The sequence below is a fragment of the Microbulbifer maximicatervae (SeqCode) genome (assembly GCF_052467955.1).
Genome location: NZ_CP174329.1, coordinates 4,095,025 through 4,120,583 on the forward strand (window position 1 = coordinate 4,095,025; position 25,559 = coordinate 4,120,583).

Annotated in this window: 22 protein-coding genes; 5 read left to right on the top strand and 17 right to left on the bottom strand. The window is 50.8% G+C overall.

Annotated elements, in window-relative coordinates; genetic code table 11:
- The first annotated feature begins 131 nt into the window (after window positions 1-131).
- From ACJJI5_RS17615 to ACJJI5_RS17625, 3 genes are all read left to right on the top strand, one after another.
- Complete coding sequence (locus ACJJI5_RS17615) at window positions 132-1,067, top strand: intermembrane phospholipid transport protein YdbH family protein (RefSeq protein WP_445356327.1); 936 nt, start codon at window positions 132-134, stop codon at window positions 1,065-1,067.
- Window positions 1,068-1,248: 181 nt separating this feature from the next.
- A complete protein-coding gene (locus ACJJI5_RS17620) occupies window positions 1,249-1,443 on the top strand; it encodes a YnbE family lipoprotein (protein WP_282931815.1) in 195 nt (64 codons plus the stop codon).
- Between the two features lie 10 nt (window positions 1,444-1,453).
- Window positions 1,454-1,780 (top strand): YdbL family probable chaperone protein, encoded by a 327-nt coding sequence (locus ACJJI5_RS17625; protein WP_282931814.1) that lies wholly within the window; start codon window positions 1,454-1,456, stop codon window positions 1,778-1,780.
- Between the two features lie 92 nt (window positions 1,781-1,872).
- Here the strand turns inward: ACJJI5_RS17625 and rpoS are convergent, their stop codons facing one another.
- The 15 genes from rpoS to ACJJI5_RS17700 form a co-directional block, all read right to left on the bottom strand.
- Window positions 1,873-2,919 (bottom strand): RNA polymerase sigma factor RpoS, encoded by a 1,047-nt coding sequence (gene rpoS / locus ACJJI5_RS17630; protein ID WP_413664895.1) that lies wholly within the window; start codon window positions 2,917-2,919, stop codon window positions 1,873-1,875.
- Window positions 2,920-3,118: 199 nt separating this feature from the next.
- A complete protein-coding gene (locus tag ACJJI5_RS17635; protein WP_445354779.1) occupies window positions 3,119-3,880 on the bottom strand; it encodes a peptidoglycan DD-metalloendopeptidase family protein in 762 nt (253 codons plus the stop codon).
- 194 nt (window positions 3,881-4,074) lie between these two features.
- A complete protein-coding gene (locus ACJJI5_RS17640) occupies window positions 4,075-5,037 on the bottom strand; it encodes a DUF368 domain-containing protein (protein ID WP_445354780.1) in 963 nt (320 codons plus the stop codon).
- Window positions 5,034-5,705, bottom strand: a complete 672-nt coding sequence (locus ACJJI5_RS17645; protein WP_444927127.1) for a protein-L-isoaspartate(D-aspartate) O-methyltransferase — start codon at window positions 5,703-5,705, stop codon at window positions 5,034-5,036. The genes ACJJI5_RS17640 and ACJJI5_RS17645 overlap by 4 nt, the downstream gene beginning before the upstream one ends.
- A gap of 49 nt (window positions 5,706-5,754) precedes the next feature.
- On the bottom strand, window positions 5,755-6,717 hold the full coding sequence (gene truD, locus ACJJI5_RS17650) for a tRNA pseudouridine(13) synthase TruD (protein WP_282931809.1): 963 nt from the start codon (window positions 6,715-6,717) through the stop codon (window positions 5,755-5,757).
- Window positions 6,710-7,195 (bottom strand): 2-C-methyl-D-erythritol 2,4-cyclodiphosphate synthase, encoded by a 486-nt coding sequence (ispF, locus tag ACJJI5_RS17655; RefSeq protein WP_445354781.1) that lies wholly within the window; start codon window positions 7,193-7,195, stop codon window positions 6,710-6,712. Before ispF ends, truD begins: the two co-directional genes overlap by 8 nt.
- Window positions 7,195-7,914 (bottom strand): 2-C-methyl-D-erythritol 4-phosphate cytidylyltransferase, encoded by a 720-nt coding sequence (gene ispD / locus ACJJI5_RS17660; RefSeq protein WP_445354782.1) that lies wholly within the window; start codon window positions 7,912-7,914, stop codon window positions 7,195-7,197. The genes ispF and ispD overlap by 1 nt, the downstream gene beginning before the upstream one ends.
- Window positions 7,911-8,198: a septum formation initiator family protein gene (locus tag ACJJI5_RS17665; RefSeq protein WP_445354783.1), complete on the bottom strand. Its 288-nt coding sequence runs from the start codon at window positions 8,196-8,198 to the stop codon at window positions 7,911-7,913. The genes ispD and ACJJI5_RS17665 overlap by 4 nt, the downstream gene beginning before the upstream one ends.
- A gap of 95 nt (window positions 8,199-8,293) precedes the next feature.
- On the bottom strand, window positions 8,294-9,580 hold the full coding sequence (gene eno, locus ACJJI5_RS17670) for a phosphopyruvate hydratase (protein WP_444898143.1): 1,287 nt from the start codon (window positions 9,578-9,580) through the stop codon (window positions 8,294-8,296).
- A 142-nt stretch (window positions 9,581-9,722) separates the two neighbouring features.
- Window positions 9,723-10,568, bottom strand: a complete 846-nt coding sequence (kdsA, locus tag ACJJI5_RS17675) for a 3-deoxy-8-phosphooctulonate synthase (RefSeq protein WP_413664888.1) — start codon at window positions 10,566-10,568, stop codon at window positions 9,723-9,725.
- A gap of 55 nt (window positions 10,569-10,623) precedes the next feature.
- Window positions 10,624-12,258, bottom strand: a complete 1,635-nt coding sequence (gene pyrG, locus ACJJI5_RS17680) for a CTP synthase (protein WP_252085084.1) — start codon at window positions 12,256-12,258, stop codon at window positions 10,624-10,626.
- Window positions 12,259-12,383: 125 nt separating this feature from the next.
- The gene (gene tilS, locus ACJJI5_RS17685) at window positions 12,384-13,694 is read right to left on the bottom strand and encodes a tRNA lysidine(34) synthetase TilS (protein WP_445354784.1); all 1,311 of its coding nucleotides are present in this window, start codon (window positions 13,692-13,694) and stop codon (window positions 12,384-12,386) included.
- A gap of 661 nt (window positions 13,695-14,355) precedes the next feature.
- A complete protein-coding gene (locus ACJJI5_RS17690) occupies window positions 14,356-15,105 on the bottom strand; it encodes an alpha/beta fold hydrolase (protein ID WP_445354785.1) in 750 nt (249 codons plus the stop codon).
- A 680-nt stretch (window positions 15,106-15,785) separates the two neighbouring features.
- On the bottom strand, window positions 15,786-18,377 hold the full coding sequence (locus tag ACJJI5_RS17695) for a glycoside hydrolase family 3 protein (protein ID WP_445354786.1): 2,592 nt from the start codon (window positions 18,375-18,377) through the stop codon (window positions 15,786-15,788).
- Between the two features lie 385 nt (window positions 18,378-18,762).
- Complete coding sequence (locus ACJJI5_RS17700) at window positions 18,763-20,094, bottom strand: sugar MFS transporter (RefSeq protein WP_413664879.1); 1,332 nt, start codon at window positions 20,092-20,094, stop codon at window positions 18,763-18,765.
- 524 nt (window positions 20,095-20,618) lie between these two features.
- On the opposite strand from ACJJI5_RS17700, the gene ACJJI5_RS17705 reads away from it, so the two are divergent.
- Window positions 20,619-21,791 carry a sensor histidine kinase gene (locus ACJJI5_RS17705; protein WP_445354787.1) on the top strand — a complete coding sequence of 391 codons (1,173 nt, stop codon included), beginning with the start codon at window positions 20,619-20,621 and terminating at the stop codon, window positions 21,789-21,791.
- Window positions 21,788-22,630 carry a LytR/AlgR family response regulator transcription factor gene (locus ACJJI5_RS17710; RefSeq protein ID WP_445354788.1) on the top strand — a complete coding sequence of 281 codons (843 nt, stop codon included), beginning with the start codon at window positions 21,788-21,790 and terminating at the stop codon, window positions 22,628-22,630. The genes ACJJI5_RS17705 and ACJJI5_RS17710 overlap by 4 nt, the downstream gene beginning before the upstream one ends.
- Before the next feature lie 147 nt (window positions 22,631-22,777).
- Here ACJJI5_RS17710 and ACJJI5_RS17715 read toward each other — a convergent pair whose 3' ends face one another.
- A complete protein-coding gene (locus ACJJI5_RS17715; protein ID WP_445354789.1) occupies window positions 22,778-24,040 on the bottom strand; it encodes a sugar MFS transporter in 1,263 nt (420 codons plus the stop codon).
- A 551-nt stretch (window positions 24,041-24,591) separates the two neighbouring features.
- Entirely contained in the window at window positions 24,592-25,548 is a 957-nt protein-coding gene (locus ACJJI5_RS17720; protein WP_444935341.1) for an acetyl-CoA carboxylase carboxyltransferase subunit alpha, read from the bottom strand.
- Between the last annotated feature and the right edge of the window lie 11 nt (window positions 25,549-25,559).

Consider the following 25,559-nt stretch of genomic DNA (forward strand, 5'->3'; position numbering starts at 1 on the left):
GATAAACAAGGCCTTCGGTGGCCGCCGAAGGTGGGTCTCAATTTACCCGTTAACGAAAAGGATTTTCAACATCAGAATCGGGCAAGAACAACCATACAAGTCATAGTCAAATTAAAGCAGGTGCAATTAAAATTGATTTAAGCGGCTCTTACGACTTATCAAAATCCTCAGGTGGAGTTGAATTTTCCGTTCCTGAAGTTACCTTTAGTACGGATCGCTCTCTAAACGATACGATCCAGGGGCTTCCCCTCAATATCGTCTCGGGCAGACTTTCTGCCGGTGGTTCTGTGTCTTTGCCCCCCCGGTCCAAAGATAGTATCCATGTTTCATTGGACGATATTGCAGCAACCTATAAGGATAGTTTTGCCACCGGAATCAGTGGAGATCTAAAAGTAGAAAACGAAGATGGGCACTGGATCACACCTACACCATACTCACTATCGATAGAATCTATTAACGCGGGTTTACCAGTAAAAAATATCCAGTTATCACTGCAACTGGATAAACAGAAAGATATTACATTGCATAATTTTTCTGCTGACTTTTTGCAAGGCAAGGTTACTTCATCAGCCCTTATTTGGAATCTCGCTGAAGAGACTCGAAAAAGCATTGTACATGCACAAGGTATTTCTCTAGAGGCTTTAGCACAGGAGACGGACTCAGAGAACTTTGAGGCCAGCGGGCTAATTAATTTAGAAATCCCCATTGTAACGGGGCCTGAGGGTATCACTGTGGAAGCCGGTCACCTTCAGGGTGAAGCTCCAGGCGGACGCTTGCGCTACTACGGAGCCTTTTCTCCGCAGATGCTGGCAAGCAACCCTCAACTCAAGTTGATAGCCAATGCATTGGAAGATTATGAGTTTCAAACACTGGAAGGCAGCATAGACTATCCAGCCAGCGGAGATCTCCAACTACAGCTAAAGCTGGTTGGGCGAAGTGAGGCTATCGATTCTGATCGAGACCTGGTGATCAACCTGAACCTTGAAAACAATATCCCAGACATGTTGCGCTCATTGCAAGCCAGTCGTGATTTGACTGAAACCCTAGAAAAGCAGCTGGACCAATAGGTCAGGAGTGAAGTAGCCTTTATTGGTATGTACAAGCCTGCTTGGTTCATCACCGGTTAAGGTTGACTCAATAAAATACTTGGGTCTGCCGGCATCCAACTCACCTGCTGAACCAGGCAGGTAACACGGGCTAGGTACAAAAAGTAAAAGGGTACCAAAGAGGTACTGTGAGGAGTGTCAGATGAAAGCCAGCCGACTGATTCCTATGGGGCTGCTATACGCTATGGTTGCTACAGGGTGTACACCCACTGTAGCGGTAAAGGCTCCCAGTGAGCCAATTACAGTAAACCTGAATGTGAAAATTGAGCACGAAATTCGGGTCAAGGTCGACAAGGACCTGGACAACCTGTTTGAAGACAAGGAAGGGATTTTCTAAGGAGGCAAATATGAAGACATTAATGAAAGCCTTTTTGGCACTGAGCTTATTAATCGCCCTGCCTGCAATGGCAATTTCCCTAAATGAAGCCAAAAGTAAGGGCCTGGTTGGTGAAGCCAATAGCGGATACATCGCTATCGTAGATGCCAGCTCACCAGAACTGGAAAAACTGGTCAAAGAAGTGAATGCCAAGCGAAAAGCTGCTTACGCTCGAATCGCTGAGCGCAATAAAATTGATATAGCCCAGGTGGCAACACGCGCCGCTGAAAAGTTGGAAGCCCGCTTGTCACCCGGAGAATACTACCAGGACAACCTGGGACGCTGGGTAAGGAAGTAACTCATAGCCCGAAGACTTCAGCTCAGCAAGAAGAGATGATAAAAAACCCCACAGCCAGAAACTGGCAGTGGGGTATTATCAAGGAGTAGAGGCTACAAATTGCCAAATAGTGAATGCCCGTCGAGCCCCTGCTTCTCCATAACCTCTCTTAAACGTTTCAGTGCATCCACCTGTATCTGCCTGACCCGCTCCCTGGTGAGACCGATTTCACGCCCTACTTCTTCCAGGGTGCTCGCTTCAAAACCGCGCAAACCAAACCGCCTAGAGACCACTTCACACTGTTTGTCAGGTAACTCTCCCAACCAGCGGTTGATGCTGTCAAAAAGGTCCCTGTCCTGTAAAAGCTCTGCTGGGTCAGATTCCTGCTGATCGGGGATGGTATCTACCAAGGTCTTCTCAGAAGAGGGCCCAATGGGAGTATCTACAGAAGTAACCCGCTCATTGAGCCCCAGCATACGCTCGACATCTTCGACTGGCTTCTCAAGGAGGGTCGCAATTTCTTCTGCGGATGGCTCGTGATCCAGCTTTTGCGCCAACTCTCGAGATGCACGCAAGTACACGTTTAACTCTTTCACGACATGGATGGGCAGGCGTATGGTCCGGGTCTGATTCATTATGGCCCGTTCTATCGTCTGACGTATCCACCAGGTGGCGTAAGTGGAAAAGCGAAAACCTCTCTCTGGATCAAACTTCTCAACTGCTCGAATCAGGCCCAGATTGCCTTCCTCAATAAGGTCCAGCAGTGCCAAACCTCGGCTAACGTAGCGGCGAGCAATCTTTACAACAAGGCGAAGATTGCTCTCGATCATTCGTTTTCTTGCCGCAGCATCTCCACGCAAAGCCTTGCGCGCGTAATACACCTCTTCTTCTGCGGTCAATAGGGGGGAGAATCCAATTTCATTGAGATAGAGTTGAGTAGCGTCGAGATTTTTCTGCAAATGGCCATCGCCATCCAATCTACAAACTCTACTTTTCTCTGCCTGGGAGGGTGCGGAACTCTTTTTAGCCGCAGATTTCCGCGTGCGACTAACACCTGCTTCAGTTGAACCTAATTTCTGCTCATCATTTTCAACGTCTAACTCAGGAGGAAAGTCTTCTGCCTGGCCAGCCATAGACTGGTCTTGCCGTTGTGCTTCCATTTCCCCTGCTCCTTGTACTTTGCCAATTTCAGCCGCACAACACACTCGGACATTGATAACACAACTATCAATGCCACAGGTATGTGGCGACAGCCACTGAATCGGCTGACCCTGGGATGGCCACGATTACAGTGACTACCTCAAGTGGTACTAGTTAAAAGTCCATTTTTATTTGCAGAGCTTTACTGCGGCCGTGAACTTACGGTAAGTAGGCAAGAGGGTCTACTGGCTGACCGTTTTTGCGAATCTCAAAGTGGAGCTTGTTGCGGTCGGTACCACTCGAACCCAGTTCCGCTATCCTTTGCCCCGCCTTTACCCTGCTGCCCTCCTTTACGAGCAACCGGTGATTGTGTGCATAGGCACTGAGGTAAACCTCGTTGTGCTTGACGATCAGCAGCTTTCCATAACCTCTCAAGGCGCTTCCTGCGTAGATCACGGTGCCATCAGCCGCTGCCAGTACAGACTCACCCTTTTCACCCGCGATATCAACTCCCTTACGCAATGGGTCCCCAGAGCGGAAGTGACTAATCACTTTCCCCTTGGCGGGCCAGCGCCAGTTGACCGATCCGCTCCGGCGAGATGCTGTTGATTGGCGCTTTGGGCTTGGTGTTAAAGATTTTTTAGCAGTGGTCGTTTGTGTTGTTTTCGGTTTAGCTCTTGCGACTGGCGCTTTTTGCTTCTTTTGCGTGCTGGCAGTGCTCTTGGTTGGCACTGAGCCCGTCAGCCTGATTCTCTGCCCAGGATATATTTGATAAGGGGAGCGGATACCATTTATCGCCGCCAATTGGCGAAAATCCTTGCCGTAACGCCAGGCTATCGAATAAAGGGTATCCCCTTTACCAACCGTGTGGTGGGTAATTTTGATACTCGGAGGCTGGCGTAGGGAGCTTGAGGGAGCCTTATGGCTGGAACAGGAGGAAACGGCCTGCAGCAGAACCAGCAAGCCTAATATTTTAAACACCCCCCACAAACAATGACCGATTTTAGGGAGTTTGTTCCGCCAACATCGGCGCTCAAGAGGTTGCAAAAGATGACATTCCATTATTCTCTTTTTACATCAGACCACGGCATTTATGGAAAAAGTGTCTAAAGAAAAGCTCCAAAAATCTCTGAAAAAGTTTGATAAAACGCTGCCATACCGAGATTTTCCAGATCTTATTGCGGAGTGGCGCAAGACTTCTCTCTGTGCACCTTGCCAAAGAAGTCTACAGCGAGAACTAAGAGCGCTGCCACTAGAGCCGCAACAATTGCGCCCCCCAAATGAGCACTGTCGCCGGTTTGCTCGACATAAGTTAGCGGAGAAGTGTTGGATAGCAAAGGGGCCAATTTGCTTGATGCTTCGATTTCCCCAGACATTGGCAGTTTCCAGGGCCAAATAATCTTCAAACTACCCAACAAAACCCCGGCAAGAAATGCCAATGTCCTGGCTACATATTTGTGCATCAGCCAAGACAACAAGCGACTGAAGAGCATCAGCCCTATTGCCGCCCCTGCCGCAAAGCACAATAGGTTTGAAATTTGGAGTTCATGAACTGCAGCTAAAACCTTGGGGTATATCCCGATTAATAACAGTAGGAAAGCGCCGGAAATTCCCGGCAGTGCCATCGCACATATTGCCAAAGCACCTGATAAAAACAGCGTAAGTGGAGTTGCCGGTATCTCCGAAGGCCGCATCTCACTCACTGTTACTGCAAGCGCAATACCCAGTGCTAGAAAAACCAAAACAGATGGCGACCACCGGGGGATATTTCTCACAATGGGAACAATTGAGGCGAGAACCAAACCGAAAAAGAAAGACCACACAACAATTGGATAATTTTGCAGTAAGCCACTAATCAGGTGGGCCAAGCTAAAAACGCTCAACAATACCCCAAGGAAAAGAGAGAGAAGAAAGCTCCCATTAATATAGCGCCAAGCGGGTAGAAACCCCTCCTTCCGCCACACTGTAATACAATGCGGGCCTATTCGACTGAGGGAGTCCAAAAGCTCCTGGTAGATGCCGGTAATAAAGGCAATAGTTCCCCCGGAAACACCGGGCACCACATCGGCAGCCCCCATTGCCATTCCCCGCAGAAGTACTCCGGGGTAGCGACTTTTTAGAACCTCAGTAAATCTCATCGAACCACGCCACCGAGTAAAGGCACGAAACGTACCGCTTCCAACTTTTCCACATCAAACTTATTACTATCCTCACGACGGGTCACCATCGTCAGGTATTGCTGCTCAGCCCCCACCGGAATTACCAAAACCCCATTGGGAGCCAGCTGTTCTCGCAGCTCATCAGGAATCATTGCGGGTGCTGCTGCAGCCAGGATAGCATCGTAAGGACCCTCTTCTTTCCAACCAAAGCCCCCATTGCTGAGCTTGTACTCTACATTGCTATAACCCAGCTCCCCCAACCGATGGCGAGCGGTTTCCAATAGAGGTTCGACACGCTCGACGGAATAAAGTTGTTCAACCAAGCGAGCAAGAATGGCCGTTTGGTAGCCAGAGCCCGTACCCACTTCCAGAACCCGGTGTAGAGACTTGGCTCTACTCAGTAAGAGTTCAGTCATACGGGCGACAATGTATGGCTGGGAAATAGTTTGGCCATACCCTATGGGCAAAGCAGTATCTTCATAAGCCCGAATAGCCAGGGCCTCATCCAAAAAGAGGTGTCGAGGCGTAGATGCCATTACATCCAGTACCTCCTCGTTGGATATCCCCTCTTCCCGCAATCGCTGGATCAAGCGATTACGGGTTCGCTGGGAAGTCATCCCCAGACCTTCTTGTCTCAAGCGATCCATATTCTTTTCTTGTCCATGATTTGTGCAACAGTGCCAGTCACCTAAAATTTTATGTGCACTGTTTAACATTGACCAGCTGAGCTATCTCCCGTAGCAAAGCCGTAGCAAAAGTACCCGGTGGCAAGGCAAATTCGACGATTAAATGATCACCTTCCCACTCATAGCGAAACGCCTCCGGGGATAAAATCATGGCCCGGCGCTCCTGGCTAAGACCGCAGTGCTCCAGCCAGTTGCACCAAGGCTGCCACGGAGACAGCACTTGCTCTTCCAACTGCCCCAGGGCATCCGTTGACAGGTTTCTGCCACGCCCCCAAAGAGGCCCGGTTGGGTAATCTTCAGGCTCTCCAACGAGGGGGCTCTGCCAGGTTCCGGTGTTGACTCGTTCAGCCAAAACCTGATTGAACAGCCAGCTACGGGCAGCAGACATGGCGAAGGCCTTTTCGCTTTTGCGGCAGCGACCGTCTTCTTCAGCTAAGTTTTTTGCCAAGCTAAGGTTATTGCCATCAATCCCAAAGCGCTGTTCACCGAAGTAATTGGGCACCCCTTTGGGAATCAGCTGAAGTACTTCTTCTGCTTTGTCCCGATCACCTTCTACATTGCGCAGACGAATCTTGAAGCGATTCCCCATATGCTCGCCACGACGCAACTTGCGTGGTCCCCGGAAGGCCTGGAGCAATGAAATCTCATCGCTGTTAATTTGCGACCAGTCTGCTTCTGGCTTTTGTCCGAGCCATACACTGAACCATTGAGTGGTAACAGCATGTCGGTCTTTCAAGCCATAAAAGCTGACATCCCGGCTTTGCACCCCAGCTAACTTCGCCAATTCCTTGGCAACCCAGGCGGTATTTGCCCCGCGCTTTTTAACCTGCAAGTAAACATGCTCGCCATCTTTATCAGCCGGCGGCATAGCCAGTTCATCGACAATAAAATCTTCTGGTTCTGTGCGAAAATCGCCAGAAATTACCGCACCCCCAAGCGCTCGGGGCCAATCCAGGTTCCAAACTTCAGACATCTTTGCGCTCTAATAAAACAGTAGCTTGCGCGGCGATACCCTCACCGCGACCAGTAAATCCAAGCTTTTCTGTAGTGGTTGCTTTGACACTGACCGCATCGCAATCAACACCACAGTCAGCGGCAATATTGACTCGCATTCCATCGATATGCGGAGCCATTTTGGGGGCCTGGGCAATCAACGTCATATCCGCATTAACCAGGCGATACCCTTTACTATCGATTAATCCAACAACATGTCGAAGCAGGTTTCTACTATCCGCTCCGGCAAATTGTTCATCGTTATCGGGAAAGTGTTTACCGATATCTCCCAGGGCCAGAGCACCCAGTAAGGCATCCGATAGGGCGTGCAGTAAAACATCCCCATCAGAATGAGCTACCAAACCATACCCATAGGGGATTTGTACTCCTCCGAGCACTACATAATCACCAGGGCCAAATGCGTGCACATCAAAGCCCTGGCCTATTCGAAAACTCACTATCGCTTATCCTCAGTCGGGGAGTAGCGCAGACGTAAAATAGTTTCTGCAATTATGATATCGGCGGGGTGCGTCACTTTAATATTGTCACTATCACCCGCAACCAATTGCGGTGAATGGCCAAAAAACTCCAGTGCGCTGGCTTCATCGGTTACAGCGACCCCTTGCTCCAGGGCTTTACCAAGGCATGAGTGCAAAGTGCTGAGAGGGGCACGTTGTGGGGTTTGCGCCAACCAAATACTTTCGCGGTCAACCGTTTCTTCCACACAGGCTACGCCGCCATTCACATGACTGCGCTTTAATGTGTCGCTCGCAGGGCGCGCCAAAAGTGCCATCGGTGAGACTTCGTCACTGAGTAAAGCGCAAATATCGCGCTCAGACACACAGGGTCGTGCAGCATCGTGGACTAAAACCGGAGTATCGCCGCTTTCTCGCTCCGCCAGGAAATCCAGGGCGGCCTGAACGGAGTCCGCTCTCTCGGCTCCACCAATAACTGTGTGTACCAGGGGGTGGTTTGCTTCTTTCAGGTGGGGGAAGTAGGTATCCTGCTCCGACAGCGATACTACAACACCGGCCAAACCCGGCCACCCAAGAATATTTTTTAAAGTCAGAGATAGCAGTGGACGCCCGAGCAATGGCAGGTACTGTTTCGGGCGATCAGCCCCCATACGTTTGCCAACGCCGGCAGCGGGTACAATGACCCAATAATCCTTAATCAATTTTCAGCCTCTTCCTTATCCAGGAAGATAAACAGTGTTTCCCCTTCCTTGATCAGTCCCAGGTCATAACGGGCTTTCGCTTCCACACCATCAGTGCCAACTTTCAAACTGCGGACTTCCCTAAACAGTTGACGGTTTTCCCGCACCAGCGCGATATTTTTTTCTTGCTGTTGGGCTAATTGACGCTTGAGACGGGTAACTTCGGCGAGACTACCTTCACCAACCCAAAATCGGTACTGGGTGGCGAGGAGCATAATGGTGAGTATTGCCAGCAGCCATTTCATACGAGATTACGATATTTCGCTTGTTCGTATTTATAGTACTACAAAGAGGGGCTGGCCCCTCTTTGTAGTACTTGCACGCTAATTCAAATAATAGATTACTTGAATTCAGCGCGGCCGCGATAAGGAGCGGAGCCATTCAGCTCAGCTTCGATGCGCAGCAGACGGTTGTACTTGGCTACGCGGTCTGAACGGCAAAGGGAACCGGTCTTGATTTGACCAGCAGCAGTCGCAACCGCCAGATCCGCAATAGTGGTATCTTCGGTCTCACCGGAGCGGTGGGAGATCACAGCGGTATAGCCCGCATCTTTAGCCATTTTGATCGCATCCAGAGTCTCGGACAGGGAGCCGATCTGGTTGAACTTGATCAAGATAGAGTTACCGACACCTTTCTCGATACCTTCTTTCAGGATCTTGGTGTTGGTTACGAACAAGTCGTCGCCTACCAGCTGTACTTTTTCACCAATTTTGTCGGTGAGAACTTTCCAACCGTCCCAATCACTCTCGTCCATACCGTCTTCGATAGACAGGATCGGATAGTTGGCGGACAGATCGGCCAGGTAGCTGGCAAAACCTTCGCTATCGAACTGCTTGCCTTCGCCAGCCAGATCGTACTTGCCATCTTTGTAGAACTCGGAAGAAGCGCAGTCCAGAGCCAGGGTAATGTCATCGCCCAGGGTGTAACCGGCCTTTTCTACCGCTTCAGCGATGACTTTCAGTGCCGCTTCGTTGGAAGGCAGGTTCGGAGCAAAGCCTCCTTCATCGCCAACTGCAGTGTTCAGGCTGTTGCTGGACAGTACTTTTTTCAGGGAGTGGAAGATCTCAGCACCTTGGCGCAGAGCTTCAGCAAAAGATTCAGCCTTAACCGGCTGAACCATAAATTCCTGGATATCCACATTGTTGTCAGCGTGTTCGCCGCCATTAAGGATATTCATCATCGGTACCGGCATGGAGTACTCGCCCGGAGTGCCGTTTACCTCAGCAATGTGCTGGTACAAAGGGATTTTTTTGGAAGCAGCAGCTGCTTTAGCGGCAGCCAGGGAAACCGCCAAAATGGCGTTGGCGCCGAAGTTCGCCTTATTTTCAGTGCCGTCGGCATCGATCATCGCCTTGTCCAGGGCGCGCTGATCAGTAGCATCCATACCCTTGAGCAGGTCAGCGATAGTAGTGTTGATATTTTCAACCGCTTTCAGGACACCCTTGCCCAAGTAACGGCTTTTATCGCCATCGCGAAGTTCCAGCGCTTCACGGGAGCCAGTAGAGGCACCGGAGGGGGCGCAGGCGGAGCCAATAGAACCATCCTCCAGGATTACATCGGCTTCAACGGTAGGGTTACCGCGAGAATCCATTACTTCAAAGGCTTTAACAGCGACAATCTTGCTCATTTACAATGGGCTCCGTATTGGTACTTACTGAAAATAGGTTTTCGTAAATCAGACTTTACGCACTTTTGCTACAGCACTCAGGCTAAATAGCAGAGGGGAAAGTGCCGCACGCCCAATCAGGGCGCGCAAAAATATTTCTTTTTTATTTCGTATCCAGCGGCTCAAAACCTTTAATCAGGTCATCTACCGCTTTCATCTGCGCCAGGAATGGCTCCAGCTTTTCCAGTGGCAATGCACTGGGGCCATCACACAATGCTTTGTCTGGGTTCGGGTGTGCTTCCAGGAACAGGCCGGCAATACCGATGGCCAAACCTGCGCGGCCCAGCTCAGTGACCTGTGCGCGGCGACCACCAGAAGCTGCACCGGAAGGATCGCGCATTTGCAGTGAGTGGGTGACGTCAAAAATCAGCGGCGCACCGCCGGAGGCATTGATCATGGTGCTAAAGCCCAGCATATCGACAACCAGGTTGTCGTAGCCAAAGCAGGCACCGCGCTCACACAAAAGAATATTTTCGTTGCCACACTCAGCAAATTTCTCCACCACATTTTTCACTTGCGGCGGGCTCATAAACTGGGGCTTTTTGACGTTTATCACTGCACCAGTCGCTGCCATAGCGGCGACCAGATCAGTTTGGCGGGCCAGGAAGGCCGGCAGCTGGATAATATCCACGACTTCGGCAACCGGAGCAGCCTGGTGTACTTCGTGGACATCGGTAATCAAGGGAACCTTAAAGGTATCTTTGATTTCCTGAAAAATCTTCAGGCCTTCTTCCATTCCCGGTCCGCGATAGGAATTGATGGAAGAGCGATTGGCCTTGTCAAAAGACGCTTTAAAAACATAGGGAATACCCAGTTTTTCAGTGACTTTTACATAGTGCTCAGCCACCTGCATCGCCAGGTCGCGGGATTCCAGTACATTCATACCGCCAAACAGCGCAAAGGGCTTATCGTTGGCGACCTGAATATTTCCGACTTCAATTGTTTTCACTGTCAGCTCCCTGTCATCTCACCCCCAGTCACAGAGACCGGGGGCGGATTACTGATTAACCCTGGTTTTCACGCTGCTTCATTGCGGCGGCAACAAAGCTTTCGAACAGCGGATGGCCGTCGCGTGGGGTTGAAGTAAATTCCGGGTGGAACTGGCAAGCAACGAACCAGGGGTGGTTCGGCAATTCAACCATTTCTACCAGGGTATCGTCTGCAGACCAGCCGCCAATTTTCAAACCGGCTTGCTGCAGGCGATCAACGTAGTTGTTGTTCACTTCGTAGCGGTGGCGGTGACGCTCTACAATGACGTCTGCGCCGTAGATATCGCGAGCCTTGGTATCTTTAGCCAAGCGACACTCCTGGCCACCCAAGCGCATGGTGCCCCCCAGGTCAGACTGCTCGTCGCGCTTCTCGATATTGCCTTCACTATCGATCCACTCTGTAATCAGGCCGATAACCGGGTGCGGGGTTTTAGTATTGAATTCAGTACTGTTGGCACCTTCGAGGCCGAGCACATTGCGCGCGAACTCGATAACCACAGACTGTAAACCGAGGCAGATGCCCAGGTAAGGGATATTGTTTTCACGAGCGTAGCGAACAGATTCAAGCTTGCCCTCTAAACCGCGCTCACCAAATCCACCGGGAACCAGGATTGCATCGGCATCCTTGATCAGGTCAATGCCGTTCTCACCCTCAACGTCTTCAGCGTTGATAAAGTCGATATCCACTTTGCAACGATGCTTGATACCCGCGTGGGTCAGGGACTCGATCAGGGACTTATAGGCATCCAGCAACTCCATGTATTTGCCAACCATGGCAATTTTCACTTCGTGCTGCGGGTTCAGCTTGCCATCGACCACTTCATCCCACTCGGAAAGGTCTGGTGCCTGGCATTCCAGCTGCAGTTTTTCCACAACGATATCGTCGAGGCCGTAACTGTGCAGAAGACGCGGTACGCCATAGATGGTCTTGGCATCGGGCAGCGGTACAACAGCGCGCTCTTCAACATTGGTGAACAGTGCAATCTTGCGGCGGGAGTCCTCATCGATCTCACGCTCGGAACGGCACAGCAGAATATCCGGCTGCAAGCCGATAGAACGCAACTCTTTAACAGAGTGCTGGGTCGGCTTGGTCTTGGTTTCACCAGCAGTGGCAAGAAAGGGCACATAGCTCAGGTGGATCAACAGGGCGCGGTTGGTGCCCATTTCCACACGCAGCTGACGCACAGATTCCAGGAACGGTTGGGATTCGATATCACCTACAGTGCCACCGATTTCAACAATAGCGACGTCGACATCGCGGCCACCTTCTACAACGCGGCGCTTGATCTCATCGGTAATATGGGGGATCACCTGTACGGTGCCACCCAAGTAGTCACCACGGCGCTCTTTGCGCAGTACGGTCTCGTACACGCGGCCGGTGGTGAAGTTGTTACGCTTGGACATCCGGGTACGGATAAAGCGTTCGTAGTGACCCAGGTCCAGGTCAGTCTCGGCACCATCCTCGGTGACATACACCTCACCGTGCTGGAAGGGGCTCATGGTACCCGGGTCTACGTTGATGTAGGGGTCCAGTTTGAGGATGGTAACCTTGAGGCCACGAGCCTCGAGAATGGCGGCCAAAGAGGCGGAGGCGATACCTTTCCCCAACGAGGAAACCACGCCACCAGTTACAAAAATATAGCGCGTCATGCAAAACCTTGGTCAGTTGAGCGCTCGATGAATGTCGAGCTTACAGGGCTGGCCCGGGCGGATAATCCAGCTTCTCCCGGTGCCTTTTAGACGGGGCGCCAGGGTAGCAGAAACCCCCTTAACACTCAATCGAAAAACCGCCAGCCGGGTGGTTCATCCGGGATGGCGCAGCCTGCTTTGCATGAAAAGAGCCCCGCGACAGCCACCAGATCATCCCCCAAAAATACCAATGGGACACGATCCCTGAGCCAGGGCTCTAGAGCCCACTCCTGCAAGAGCTTCTTAAGCGTTTGTGACCTGGAGCGATTTACCGGGTGCGCACGCTCCCCTCCTCTGCGATAACACACTCGATAATCGTCCACTGGCCAATCCGACGAGGGCCTAAGAATGCCACCCGCTGGCAGAGCCAGATTAGAGCGGCCATCCCAGTGCCAACTTTTATCGGAGTTATTGGCAATTGGCGCCAGCTCAGGGGTCAGGTAAAGGCGATTCCGAAAACGCCGCACCACACAACCGCCCAAATTAACTTCAAGCTGTGCATCCTCTGCCGCATGAGTCACCTGGAAAAGCGCCTGATTTAATAGGGCCGACTCTGGCGGCTGCCCCCCTTGGCGCAATACCCAATGCCGCATAAGGTTTTTACGGCGCCCCTCGCTAAAGCTGAAGAAGCGAGGCAGGGCCAGACTTTCGCCAAATCGCTCCACCTTTAAATCAGCCTCCTCCAGGTCAGCAAGTGCCAACTCAGACAGCAAGTCCGCAGACTCCCTAAGGTTCTCAGCTGCCCGAGCGATCTGGCGACTCACTCCCCAACGCTGGTTGAGCAGTGGCACAACTCGATGCCGCAAAAAATTACGCTCCAAGGCCTCATCCGCATTGCTGTCATCTTCAATCCAGCTCAATCCGTGAGCCTCAGCCCACTGCTCTAGCTCTTTTCGCCCCGCTCCGAGTAGAGGGCGTAGTAAGTACTTATTATCTCCGATCGTTCGACTCTCGGACATGCTGGCCAATCCCAACACGCCCGCGCCCCGCATTAAGCGCAGCAGGAAAGTCTCAGCTTGGTCGTCCGCGTGGTGACCGAGCAGAATTTGATCACCTTCGGACATCACCTGATTGAAGGCCGCATATCTCGCCCGGCGAGCCCCCTGCTCCAATCCGCCATCTTTGTAATCAACAGTAACCTGAATGGCTGTGAAGGGTACTGCCAGATTTTCAGCAAACTCTTTACAGTGAGCCAGCCAAATGTCCGCATTTGTATTTAGGCCATGGTGAATATGAAGCGCACGCACGGGAACCTGGCAAGTTACCAGAAGGTGCAGGAGAACAGTGGAGTCCAGACCACCAGAAAACCCAACCCACAACTGGCCGCTGGCAGGGTGGGACTGCAGTATATTCTTTATCAGAGATGGGAGTTTTTCGCTGGGATTTACATTTTTCACTGGGAGTTAAACAAAGTCTAAGCTCCAAACAGTATACCGCTAATAGTCCAGAATGCGGATAGTGAAGCAAAGCCCCACAACTTCAGTCGCGCCAATACCGCAAAATTAAAAAGGCAGTCACTAAAGGTTAAATTTCACACAAAGGCTTTACCTTACACTTTTGGAGCAATTATCTAACACCTCAAATGTCCCTACTAAGACGATTAGCTAGTTGCATATATAAACCTAGAAAGTTAGATGAAATTAATCTTGGAGAATTCACTTCAGGATTTAAGGCACTCACCCTAATTTATACCTTTGTAATGAAGGCGATACTTACCATACTACCGTCAAATTCATCTCAAAACTGTGCCGAAAGGACAAGGTTATTTTTTATCAATCGGCTTATAGCTAACCATCACGATTTTCATACCGTTAATATATAAACCCATAAAATTTAACCATTCACTCTAATCTCAGAGCAATCAATGAATACCGTCTGCTTTTTTTCTCACCTTTAACAAAAATTCTGGGATCATGTAAATCAAACTTTTTATTCAACTTCTAACTTAAAAACCCAACACAAAATATTCGGCAATCGACAGTCAAACACCTAAAAGAACACTACGGTCACACAGCTATAGCAGATACTTTTACCGCTATAGCTATGCAAAAAACGCAGTCAAGCCGTTTTAGCTAGAGGACTTATTAGACTTGAGAGATATCCAGAAAGAAGCTGATAAAATTCTTCAGGCTTTTCCAGCATAGGACTGTGCCCACAATCATACACTTCACAATAATCCAAATTATCATTCTGGGAGGCCAGCGACCGCCAGGATTCAGCCGGTGTTATTTGATCGAAGTCTCCCCATATTAATTTGATCGGGCACCTAACTTTCTTTAAGCTGCCATGAACATCATACTTCCTACTTATATTCAGCCATTTAACTACCGACTTAAACGTTTCGTTGGTGGAGAAAATAGTATTGATATCGGCGACGCCCTTTTCGTAGTCCGGTTTCGGCAGGCGGTTAATATCTCGGAAGACCCGCTCACAAAGTATATTTGCTGCTCCAGGTACCGACCCGCGTAAATCAGAAAGGGAAACTCCTGCCTCCAATTCCTCAAGCCCCGGGGCTCCACTGATAACCACCCCAGCTACCAGTTCAGGATACTTTGCGGCAAAATCTAACGTAATAAGCCCACTCATCGAGTTCCCGACCAGAATATTATTATCCATATCTCCATTTAACTGGAGACACTCTCGAATCATTTCGTGGGCCGAATCCAACTTACCCATAAAAACCTCGGGGATAGATGGCTCGATAACAGTTATTTTATGCCCCTGCTGCCGGCAAGCGTCTGCAACCTGGTTCCAAATCCATCCACGCGCGAAAAGTCCTGGTAAAAAAACGATATGACAAGGTGCCATTAGTTCCTCCAATTCCATTTCAAGTTAATTTATCCGCACCACCCCCGGCACTACCATGACCGAGGACCTCAAAATGCACAAAAATCAAATAGGGAACCAACCCACCATAACCGTCATAATTCAATGGAAGGCCAGGTCTGAAAAGTAAACACTCGAAAAATAACCAGCAATAAGAATGCCAACTATCCAAGAGCCCTAATTTTGAGAGCGAAGTCATACTAACCAGAGTGGAATGGCAGCTTCATTTCAAATTAATTACCTTTCTGTTCCTGAGAAAATGGAACCTGCGCAAAACCTAGTTCACCCTGAAATTTAAATAAGATTAGAAAATAAAATTTATTGAATTACCTATTTGCCTGCACGCTTGCAGTGCTTGACAACTCAACACAGCACCAATAGCGGCAATAATTTTGTGACAAGTAATACTATGAAGGCATGAAATAACAAAAATCAAAAGAGGCAGATTTATTGTGGGATAACGCCGCCCATTGAAAATCTATGAGATGAAAGAAATAGTAATATCTGGAAAGAAGAGATTGGCGGGTAAAAAAGTGCCAAGAGGATAGAACATCACACTGGCACCGTTCCTGTGAGAACAAATTGTTTCAGCCACTAACCGGAACCAAAAAACAGGCTCCGGTTAGAACTGAGGGTAATTAGCCCTTTAAGTGTGTTGTAACTTAACCGTCACAACGAATATCAGCAGATACTCCAGCTTCCGGGGTCAACTTAACGTTGGCAACCGCAATAGCCATCGGAGCTTCACTCTCCAAACCAAAGGCACTAAACACCTTGCCGAAGTCCGCACCGGCTTTTACAAAGCACTGCAGATCTACAGAAACCCGGGTCCAGCTTTTCTGCTCCATGGATTTCAGCGCTGACTCCAGCGGTACCTTGGCAGAACAACCATCACCACAGTTCATGGTAGCCACCACCGGCTTTTCAATTGGCTGATCGACACGGATATTCAGTGTCAGCGCAGATTTCTCTTCCAGGTAGACATTCAGGTCCTGCATATATTCAGCAGACAACTGAACTGCACCAGGACGCAGGCCTTTCCAGGTAATCAGTCGAGCATCTTCCTGGGAAGACATATCGATGGAGCTGACAGTGATGTTTTTATCGTCTCCGCTAACCGCGAAGTTACCGTGTACAGGTACAACCTCTGCCCCAGCTTCAGCAATATTCAACACCCAGGGAGCTTGCGGGCGGGATACCAACAGCCAGGCTTCTTCCAAACCGCCACCGGCACTGGATTCACTGGTCTCAGGCAATTCGTTGCTCACCAGGGATTCCTGTGCCGCAGCCAGGCCATAGCCCAACTCAAACAATGGCTCGTAATTGTCGTGGTATGGATTCAGGACATTCTGATAACTGTGCATTGGCCAGCTGAATGGCAGCTTGCCGGTAAAGTCGTAATGGGCTTCCCCATCGGCGCCTTTAATCAGGACATCCGCAACACCAGCACCTTCAGAGCCAGGCAGCCAGGCGGCAACAAAGGCATCGGATGCATTCAATTCACTGTTAATCCAAAGCGGACGGCCGGACAGGAACACACTGACTACCTGAACACCCTGCTCGCGCAGTTTTTTCAGCAGCGCCAAATCCTTCTTGTTACCGCGCTGGTATTCCAGGTTGGTAATATCGCCGTGCCACTCTGCATAGGGCTCTTCGCCAAATACAACAATAGCAACCTTGGGCGCCTTACCATTGGCAAAAGTGGCATCTGAGAAGCTGCCATCCGCACTCAACACCGCTTCACCGCCAGCCGCTTTAACCGCCGATGAAATACCTTCAAAGATGGAAGTCGCACCGGGGAAATCTGCGCGCGTGTTGCCGGTACCCTGCCAGGAAATCGTCCAACCACCACTCTGCTTGGACAGGTTATCCGCACCATCGCCGGCAACCAGAATATTCTGGTCCGCAGCCAATGGCAGCAGCTGGTCGTTGTTTTTCAGCAACACCAGGGATTTGCGTACCGCTTCACGAGCGATTGCGCGGTGCTCCGGGTTGCCCAGGATGCCGTCTTTGCCTGCCAGCGGCATATTGCGGTCAAACAGGCCTGCGCGGATCTTCACTCGCAGGATACGGCGAACGGCATCATCGATACGCTCTGCACCGATTTCACCGCTCTTGGCCTGGGCCAGGGTGTTGTTGTACAGGGCTTTCCAGTCCGCCGGCACCATAAACATATCGAGGCCGGCATTAATCGCCGCTGCACAGCTCTCTACGGTGCAACCGGGCACGAAACCGTGGCCATTCCAGTCGCCCACCACAAAGCCATCAAAACCGAGGCGCTCTTTCAAAACAGTGGTCAGAAGATATTTGTGGCCGTGGAGTTTTTCACCGTTCCAGCTATTGAATGAAGCCATAACGGTCTGTACGCCTGCCGGCAGAGACGTCAGGTAACCCGCCGCATGGACTTCTGCCAGTTCTTTTTCCGGAACCGCATTATCACCTCGGTCAATTCCTCGATTCGTACCACCGTCACCGACAAAGTGCTTGGCAGTGGCTACCAGGTTTTCGCCGCGCAGGAATTCAGCGCTGGATTTTTCGCCCTGGAGCCCCTTCACCATTGCCTCGGCATAATCCGCAACAATCTTGGGATCTTCGGAATAGCTCTCGTAAGTTCTGCCCCAGCGGTCATCGCGGACTACCGCGACGGTGGGAGCGAAAGTCCAATCGATACCGGTCACTGCCACTTCGCGGGCGGTGGCGCTGCCAATACGCTCAATCAGCTCCGGGTCCTGGGCGGCACCCAGACCAATATTGTGCGGGAACAGGGTCGCACCGATCACATTGTTGTGGCCGTGAACCGCATCGGAACCCCAGATCAGGGGAATCGCAACACCGCCATCGGAAGTGTCCATAGAAGCCTTAAAGAAGGCGTCAGAAAGGGCCAACCAGTCTTGCGGCGTGGCAAACTTATCGTTGTTCGGGAAGGCGCCACCACCATTCAATACGGAACCCAGGTGATAGGTCTTCACATCTTCAGGAGTAACGCTGCGGATTTCCGCCTGGATCATCTGACCCACTTTCTCTTCCAGAGACATGCGGGACATGATTTCAGTGATTTGGGCTTCCAGCTTTTCATCGCGTGGTAAGGCTGGCTTGAGTTCAGGCCAGTTGTCGATGCCCTCGGCGGCACTGGTGCCAGTATCGGCCTGCGCTTTATCGGCTTTTGGCTCAGTTTGTTGGCTCTCGGAATGACACCCGGCGAGCACAGAAGCACAGAGCACAAAGCCCAGCGAAAATCGCTTACTAAAATTCACGAATAACTCCCAAAATTATTCCACGCTTGTTAACTGGCTCTACGAGTTGCGCTCAGACAAACTTCAGAGGAAATATCTCCAAAGCCTTACGCACAGCGCGACCTACTATCGCCATATTTATTATGCCGCACATCACCTGCCCCGGCAGTTGTGCACGGTCTGCCTCCACCGAGCTGAAATATTAGAGATAACTCCAGATCCAGCTCTCGTCGGAATCAAGTTCTGCTAATGCCGTATTCACCGATCGGCCATAAAACTGAGTCATGGCTACCCAGTGGGCACAGTTCGCAATGACAACAAATTGCAGTACTTGTCTCTACAGGCCAATAGAAATCCGATGGGCTGGTCCAAATTGCAGACAAGGCGGAAAGGATAAATGAAGGTTCTACTCCACCGCGCTACCGCGCAGGGTTCGTGAAAAAGCCCCGTAATAAACGATGTAGCAGTAACACACCAGAGGCACCAAAAATGAATACTGGATACCGGCGCTATCAGCCAGCATTCCCTGGAAAAGAGGAATAATTGCACCGCCTACAATAGCCATGCATAAGATACCGCTACCCTGGCTGGTATGTTTGCCCAGCCCGCGCAAAGCCAGGCTGAATATAGTCGGGAACATAATCGAGTTGCACAGGCCCACTGCAACTATGGACCAGACCGCGATCGGGCCTGACGTCATCATTGCGATTGCTATTAGTACCACCGAACCCAGGCCACAAACCGCCAGGGTTTTTCCAGCAGAGACAAAGCGCAGCAAAAAGGCCCCGGCAAAGCGCCCAATCATCGCTCCGCCCCAGTAATAAGAGACATACTTTGACGCTTCAAAAGGAGCCATCTTTGCCACTGATGGTTCACCAAAGAAACTCACCAGAAAACTGCCAATAGCCACCTCCGCACCCACATAGGCAAAAATACCTACAGCCCCCAGGGTCAAGCGGGGGAAACGCCACAGAGAAAACACATCGTGACCATCCGCTCCTCCACCCTGTTGGTGCTCGGGAATGGCCGGCAACCTAATCCAGGAAAAGAAAGCGACCATCACCAGTAGTAGAACCGCTAACCAGAAATAAGGGGTCTCCACCAAAGCCGCTTCGCGAGCCCTGAACTCAATAATACTCGCCGCTGTATCCGGGTCAGCGGTAATAGTAAGTCCCGCAAAGAAAACTGCGCCGCCAATCACCGGTGCCAAGGTGGTTCCCAGGGAGTTAAAAGCCTGGGTAAGATTCAGTCGACTGGGCGCCGTGCGAGCACTGCCCAGCGCGATAACATAGGGGTTTGCGGAAACCTGCAGCAGGGTAATCCCGGAAGCCAGAACAAACAGCCCCAGCAAAAACACTTCGTAGATTTGCAGGCGGGCAGCGGGAATAAAGACCAGGCAGCCCGCACAAGCCACCAAAAGCCCGAGCACCAGCCCAAGCTGATAACCAACCCGCCTCAACAACATGCCTGCCGGCACGGATACCAGGAAATAGGCGGCAAAAAAGTAAAACTGCACCAAGACAGCTTTGGTGTAACTCAACTCAAAAACATTTTTTAAGTGCGGCACCAGCACATCGTTCAGGCCGGTAATAAATCCCCAAATCAGAAATAGGGACGTAAGTGCAATTAAATTGATATAGCGCGGGGCAACGCCGGCCGCTACTCCGGCACGGGCATCAGTGTCATATTTAGCCATCTCGCTCGAGGAGAACCCCGATTCGGGCAACATCTGGCTCATCGGAAACCGATCCCCAAATCTAAACTATTTCTTTCTAGCGGTTGGTCCATTCACCCGGAATTTTTTCCGCCACCACATGATTTTGCGCAAAAGTTAGTATCACCTTTGCGACTGTGGATTCATTCAAGCCGTTAAAGGCCCTGCACATTTTTACCACAATTATTGGCAACTACCTATCTACTCAACCAAATTTCAAATTACCGTTTTTGACCAGATAGACAATCTAATAGTGTCGAGCTGGATAAACAGAAGTACCACTGAACTTTAGCCTCAAAGAAGTCCGGGCTGATTAACTCGTATTTAAAAATAGAGAGGTGTTGTCTTCTGAATCGAGATTGCCGAAAATTACTCGACTATTCACCCCGAAATCAGATAAAAAGGACTTTCTCGGGGACAAGCCGGAAGCGTGGCGCTATCCCCTCTGGCGGGTCACGTTTCTGCAAGGTAATATTCTGCGGATAATAATGAACGCGACGATGAGCGTCTATCCCGTCCTTTTCACAATACTAAATATGCGGGAAATCATGCAGTACTCGACCCGTCTAGATACGAGACCGAACACTGAAATTCAGTCGACCCGCTGGTTTTGGAAACTGCAGCTGGTCAGCTGGGTTGGCATACTGCTGGTCACTTTTCTTTCACTGACCCTGTGGCACTCCCCTACAGAGTGGCCTCACTTCGAGCCGGTCAATACAGTATTCCAGTGCGCTATTGCATTTTTATTATCCCTGTTTCTAAAACCGATTTTTGATGTCGCCTGGGAGTCAGAGCTCGCTTTCCGCACCGTGATCTACCTTCTGGCTGTCGCTGTTATTTCCGGAATATGGACCCTGGTTCGAATGGAGGCCTATATACGCCTCAGTGGTGAACACTCGATCTGGTCTGAGTTCGGCGGCTGGTATTACGCCTCTTTATTTGTATTTTTATTCTGGAGCGCCCTGTACTGCGGGGTAAAATATCACTTCCTACTCAATGAAGAGCACAAGAAAATGCTGGAGGTTGCAGCAGTACATGAACGGGAGCAGCTCCGCAGACTTCAAGCAGAGGCCATTGCCAATGAAGCGCAACTAAAAATGTTGCGCTACCAGCTTAACCCCCACTTTCTCTTCAATACGCTCAACTCCATTAACGCCCTAATTCGATTCCAGCAAGCTGATGAAGCGCGGGAAATGGTTGTGCGTCTCAGTGATTTTTTAAGGCTCTCCCTAAAAGAAGACCCGATGCAGAAAGTTGAGCTTGAACGAGAGATCGAGGCGGTATTGCTCTACTTGGAGATTGAAAAAACCCGCTTTGCCGACAGGTTGTCCGTAGACCTGTCGATCGATGAAACCGTACGCTGCGCACAAGTGCCCAGCATGTTGCTGCAACCACTGGTGGAAAACTCGGTGAAATATGCCATAGCCCCCAACGAAATGGGGGGCACTATCGGTATCCACGCGCACAACACCGATGATCGCCTGGTGCTGGAAGTCTACGACACCGGCTGCCCAGATCACTTTGCCAGCGAATGTGACCCAGAATCCTCCTCAACGGGAGTGGGCCTCAAAAACGTACGCGAACGCCTGTCGACGCTCTACCCACAAGATTTCAAAATAGAACAAAACAAAAACTCTGATGGCGGTATGCAAGTACTCATCAATATTCCACTGGAAATTTCCAACCAATCAACCCACCTGACACAGGGAGAAGTTCAATGAGCAAGCTCAGCGTCGTACTGGTGGACGACGAGCCCCTGGCTTTACGACTACTGAAAAGTATGCTCGAAGAACGCAAGGACCTGGATATTCTCGCCTGTTGTCGCAATGGCCGGGAAGCTGTCCAAGCAGTTTCAGAGCACAACCCGGACCTACTCATTCTCGATGTGCAGATGCCGGGAATGAACGGTTTTGATGTGGTGCGCAACCTGCAGGCTGACACCATGCCCTTGGTGATCTTTGCCACAGCCTACGACCAATACGCCCTTAAGGCTTTTGAAGTCCACGCGGTTGACTATGTCCTCAAGCCACTGGACCCGCGCCGACTGGAAACCGCCCTCGACCGCGCCCGACAGCGCCAGGCACAGATGTTATCCAAAGGAGAGGATGGTCATCAGGAAGAGAAAAATCGCCTGATGCGATCTTTTGAAAGCAGTGCCAACAAAGCCTCAAGTGGAGAGAGTACCGCTGCGGCAGCAACCCAGCGTCTCGCCATTAAAGACCGAGGCAGTATCACAATGGTTAACCAACCGGATATCGAGTGGATCGATGCGGCGGGTGACTATATGTGTGTGCATGCCAAAGGGGAAACCCATGTAATGCGCAGCACTATTAAAGACCTGCAAAAACAACTCTGCCCAGACACTTTTAAACGCATCCACAGATCCACACTGGTTAACCTGAACTTTATTGTACATATCAAGGTTTTAACCAAAGGCGAGTACTTTCTCACCCTGAGCAGCGGTGCAAAGCTGAAAGTAAGCCGCAACTATCGCTTACCGATTAAAGAGTTTCTCGATTCCAACAAACAGTCTGATCTAACTGCCCCCCAAGCTTCCTAACCCCCAACCTCTCTAAAACTGGCAGGGATCGCCGGTACCCCCTCTTCGCCCACCATCCAAAACATTTCAAATTGACCATTTATTCCGGACACAAAAAAGCCGGCATAAAAATGCCGGCAAACGAGCTCAGAAGAGAAGAAAAGAAACTTAAGCGCGTTTATCTGTACGGTGTCCTGAGAGACCGTAGTAGAGAATATAGAGGTAACAGAAGATCGGCAGAACGAACGCCAATTGGATACCAATTTGGTCAGCCAGAAGCCCCTGCAACAACGGCACAATGGCACCGCCTACAATGGCCAGGCATAAGATTCCAGAGCCCTGACTGGTCGATGGGCCCAGCTTGGCCAGCGCCAAGCTAAAGATAGTCGGGAACATAATAGAGTTGCACAGGCCGACAGCCAGTACCGCCCACATCGCCAGATAGCCGCTACCCGTAACAGTAATCAACAACAGTACACAGGAGCCGATAGAGCAGATTGCGAGCACTTTGCCAGCAGAGATAAAGCGCATAATCAAAGCGCCGGCAAAGCGGCCGACCATAGCGCCACCCCAATACAGGGAGATATAGAAGGCGGCTTCAGACTCTTCCAAACCGGCGATGGAATCCTCAGCGATAAAGTTCACCAGGAAGCTGCCGATAGAAACTTCAGCGCCCACGTAGACAAAAATAGCGATCGCGCCCAACACCAAGTGACGGTAGCTCCAGGCGGAAGCGGCTTCAGTATTGGAAACAGACTCAGAAGTTGCACTACTGACAATCGCCGGCAAATTCAAAAATGCGAAGACGATAGCCAGGATCGCCAGCGCGGAGGCCAGAATCAGGTAAGGCACTTCAATAACAGCAGCGCTGGCAGCACCCACTGCAACACCGGCAGCGGGTAAAATCAGCAGTGCACCAAATTGAGGGGCGATAGTGGTGCCCAGGGAGTTAAAGCCTTGGGTCAAGGTCAGGCGGCTGGGCGCCGTGCGCTCATCGCCCAGTGCTGTCACATAAGGGTTGGCGGAAACCTGTAAAATAGTAATACCGGAAGCCAGAATAAACAGAGCACCGAGGAACAGTGCATAAACTTCCATTCTTTCAGCGGGGATAAACAGCAAACAGCCAACCACCGAAATACTTAAGCCGGTCACAATCCCTTTCTGATAACCAATTTTACTGACCAGAGCACCGGCAGGCAGGGAAACGAGGAAATAAGCACCAAAAAAGCAGAACTGCACCAGCATTGCCTGGGCATAGTTCAGCTCGAAAATTCCTTTCAAGTAGGGAATCAAAATATCATTCAGGCAGGTGATAAAGCCCCACATAAAAAATAGTGAGGTCAGCGCCACCAGGGCAAACCTGTGCCCCGACTGGTCACCCGTCGGTATCTGCGCAGCATCCGTTGCTGTATTACTCTGCATTATTGCCATAATTATTAATCCTGAGACTTCAGCTCACAGGCCTCTCCGGTCGATATTTTTATCCGGGCAAACCTGTGCCTATTGCACCAATCTTTATTGTTGGTACTTTCTATCATGGAGGTAGCGCCGCCTCAGAGGGCTTTTCGATAAGGGGGTTCAAAATGGAGGCAGCGTGGACATACAGCGGCCGTCAAGCTCCAGACTGTCTGCTACCAGCCAATAGAGCCTCTCCCTCAACGGCTCCGCTCACAAGAGTAGATCACACTGTTTGTAGTACTTTATTTCTCTTTTCAGTCTTCCCGAGGGTCCAATAACCTATCTATGTCGACAGCTATTACCTAAGGAAACCCAGTAAAGAATAGATTTTTCAGAAAAGAAGCGACGAAGGGAGAGCCCGGCCACACAAAAATGACACACAGCCGCAAGTATCTATGAGTAGGGAAAGAAGGGGCCAGGAAGTAAGCACCAACCGCGCACAAGGGCAATAAGTTTATACACTTGGCGCGGCAGGGGAAGGATCTAGGGAGCCTCTGAACAACTCCCTAAAGCAAAAAAATAGCTTAGGAAACGATATTGCCGTAGCTCATCAGGCGCTGATAGCGCTTCTCCAGCAGCTCATCAATGGGGATGCTGCTCAGCTGGTCCAGCTGCTCGCTGAGACGGTCTTTGAGGCTACTGGCCATTGCATCCGGGTCGCGGTGAGCGCCACCGAGGGGTTCGGGGATGGTTTCATCCACAATACCCAACTCTTCCAACACACTGGAAGTCACCCCCATCGCCTCAGCGGCCAAAGGCGCTTTCTCGACCGTTTTCCAGATAATGTTGGCGCAGCCTTCCGGTGAGATCACAAAGTAGGTGGAGTACTGCAACATGTTCAGCTGGTCACCCACACCGATTGCCAGTGCGCCACCAGAGGAACCTTCACCAATCACGGTACAAATAATCGGCGTGCGCAGGCGGGACATCACTGCCAGGTTCTGGGCGATGGCTTCACTGATGCCGCGCTCCTCACTGTCGATGCCTGGATAGGCTCCCGGGGTGTCGATCAGGGTCAGCACCGGCATTTTAAAGCGCTCGGCCATTTCCATAACACGCAGGGCTTTGCGGTAACCCTCCGGCTTCGGCATACCAAAGTTGCGCGCAACCTTCTCGTTTACAGAGCGGCCTTTCTCTTCACCAATCACCGCTACCGGCTTGCCATTTAAGCGCGCGATACCGGCGATAATCGCCTTGTCATCACCGAAGTGGCGATCGCCGTGCAGCTCATCCCAGTCGGTAAACAAGCGCTCAATATAGTCCTTTGAGTAGGGACGTTGCGGATGGCGGGCTACCTGTACGACCTGCCATGGGCTCAGGTCGGAGTAGATGGACTCGGTCAGGGTTCTACTCTTCTCCCGCAAGCGGGTAACTTCATCGGCGATATTCAGCTCGTTGTCATCACCCACAAGCTGCAGCTCTTTTATCTTGCCTTCCAGCTCTGCAATTGGTTGCTCAAACTCGAGAAAATTAAAATTCATGAAATCTGCGC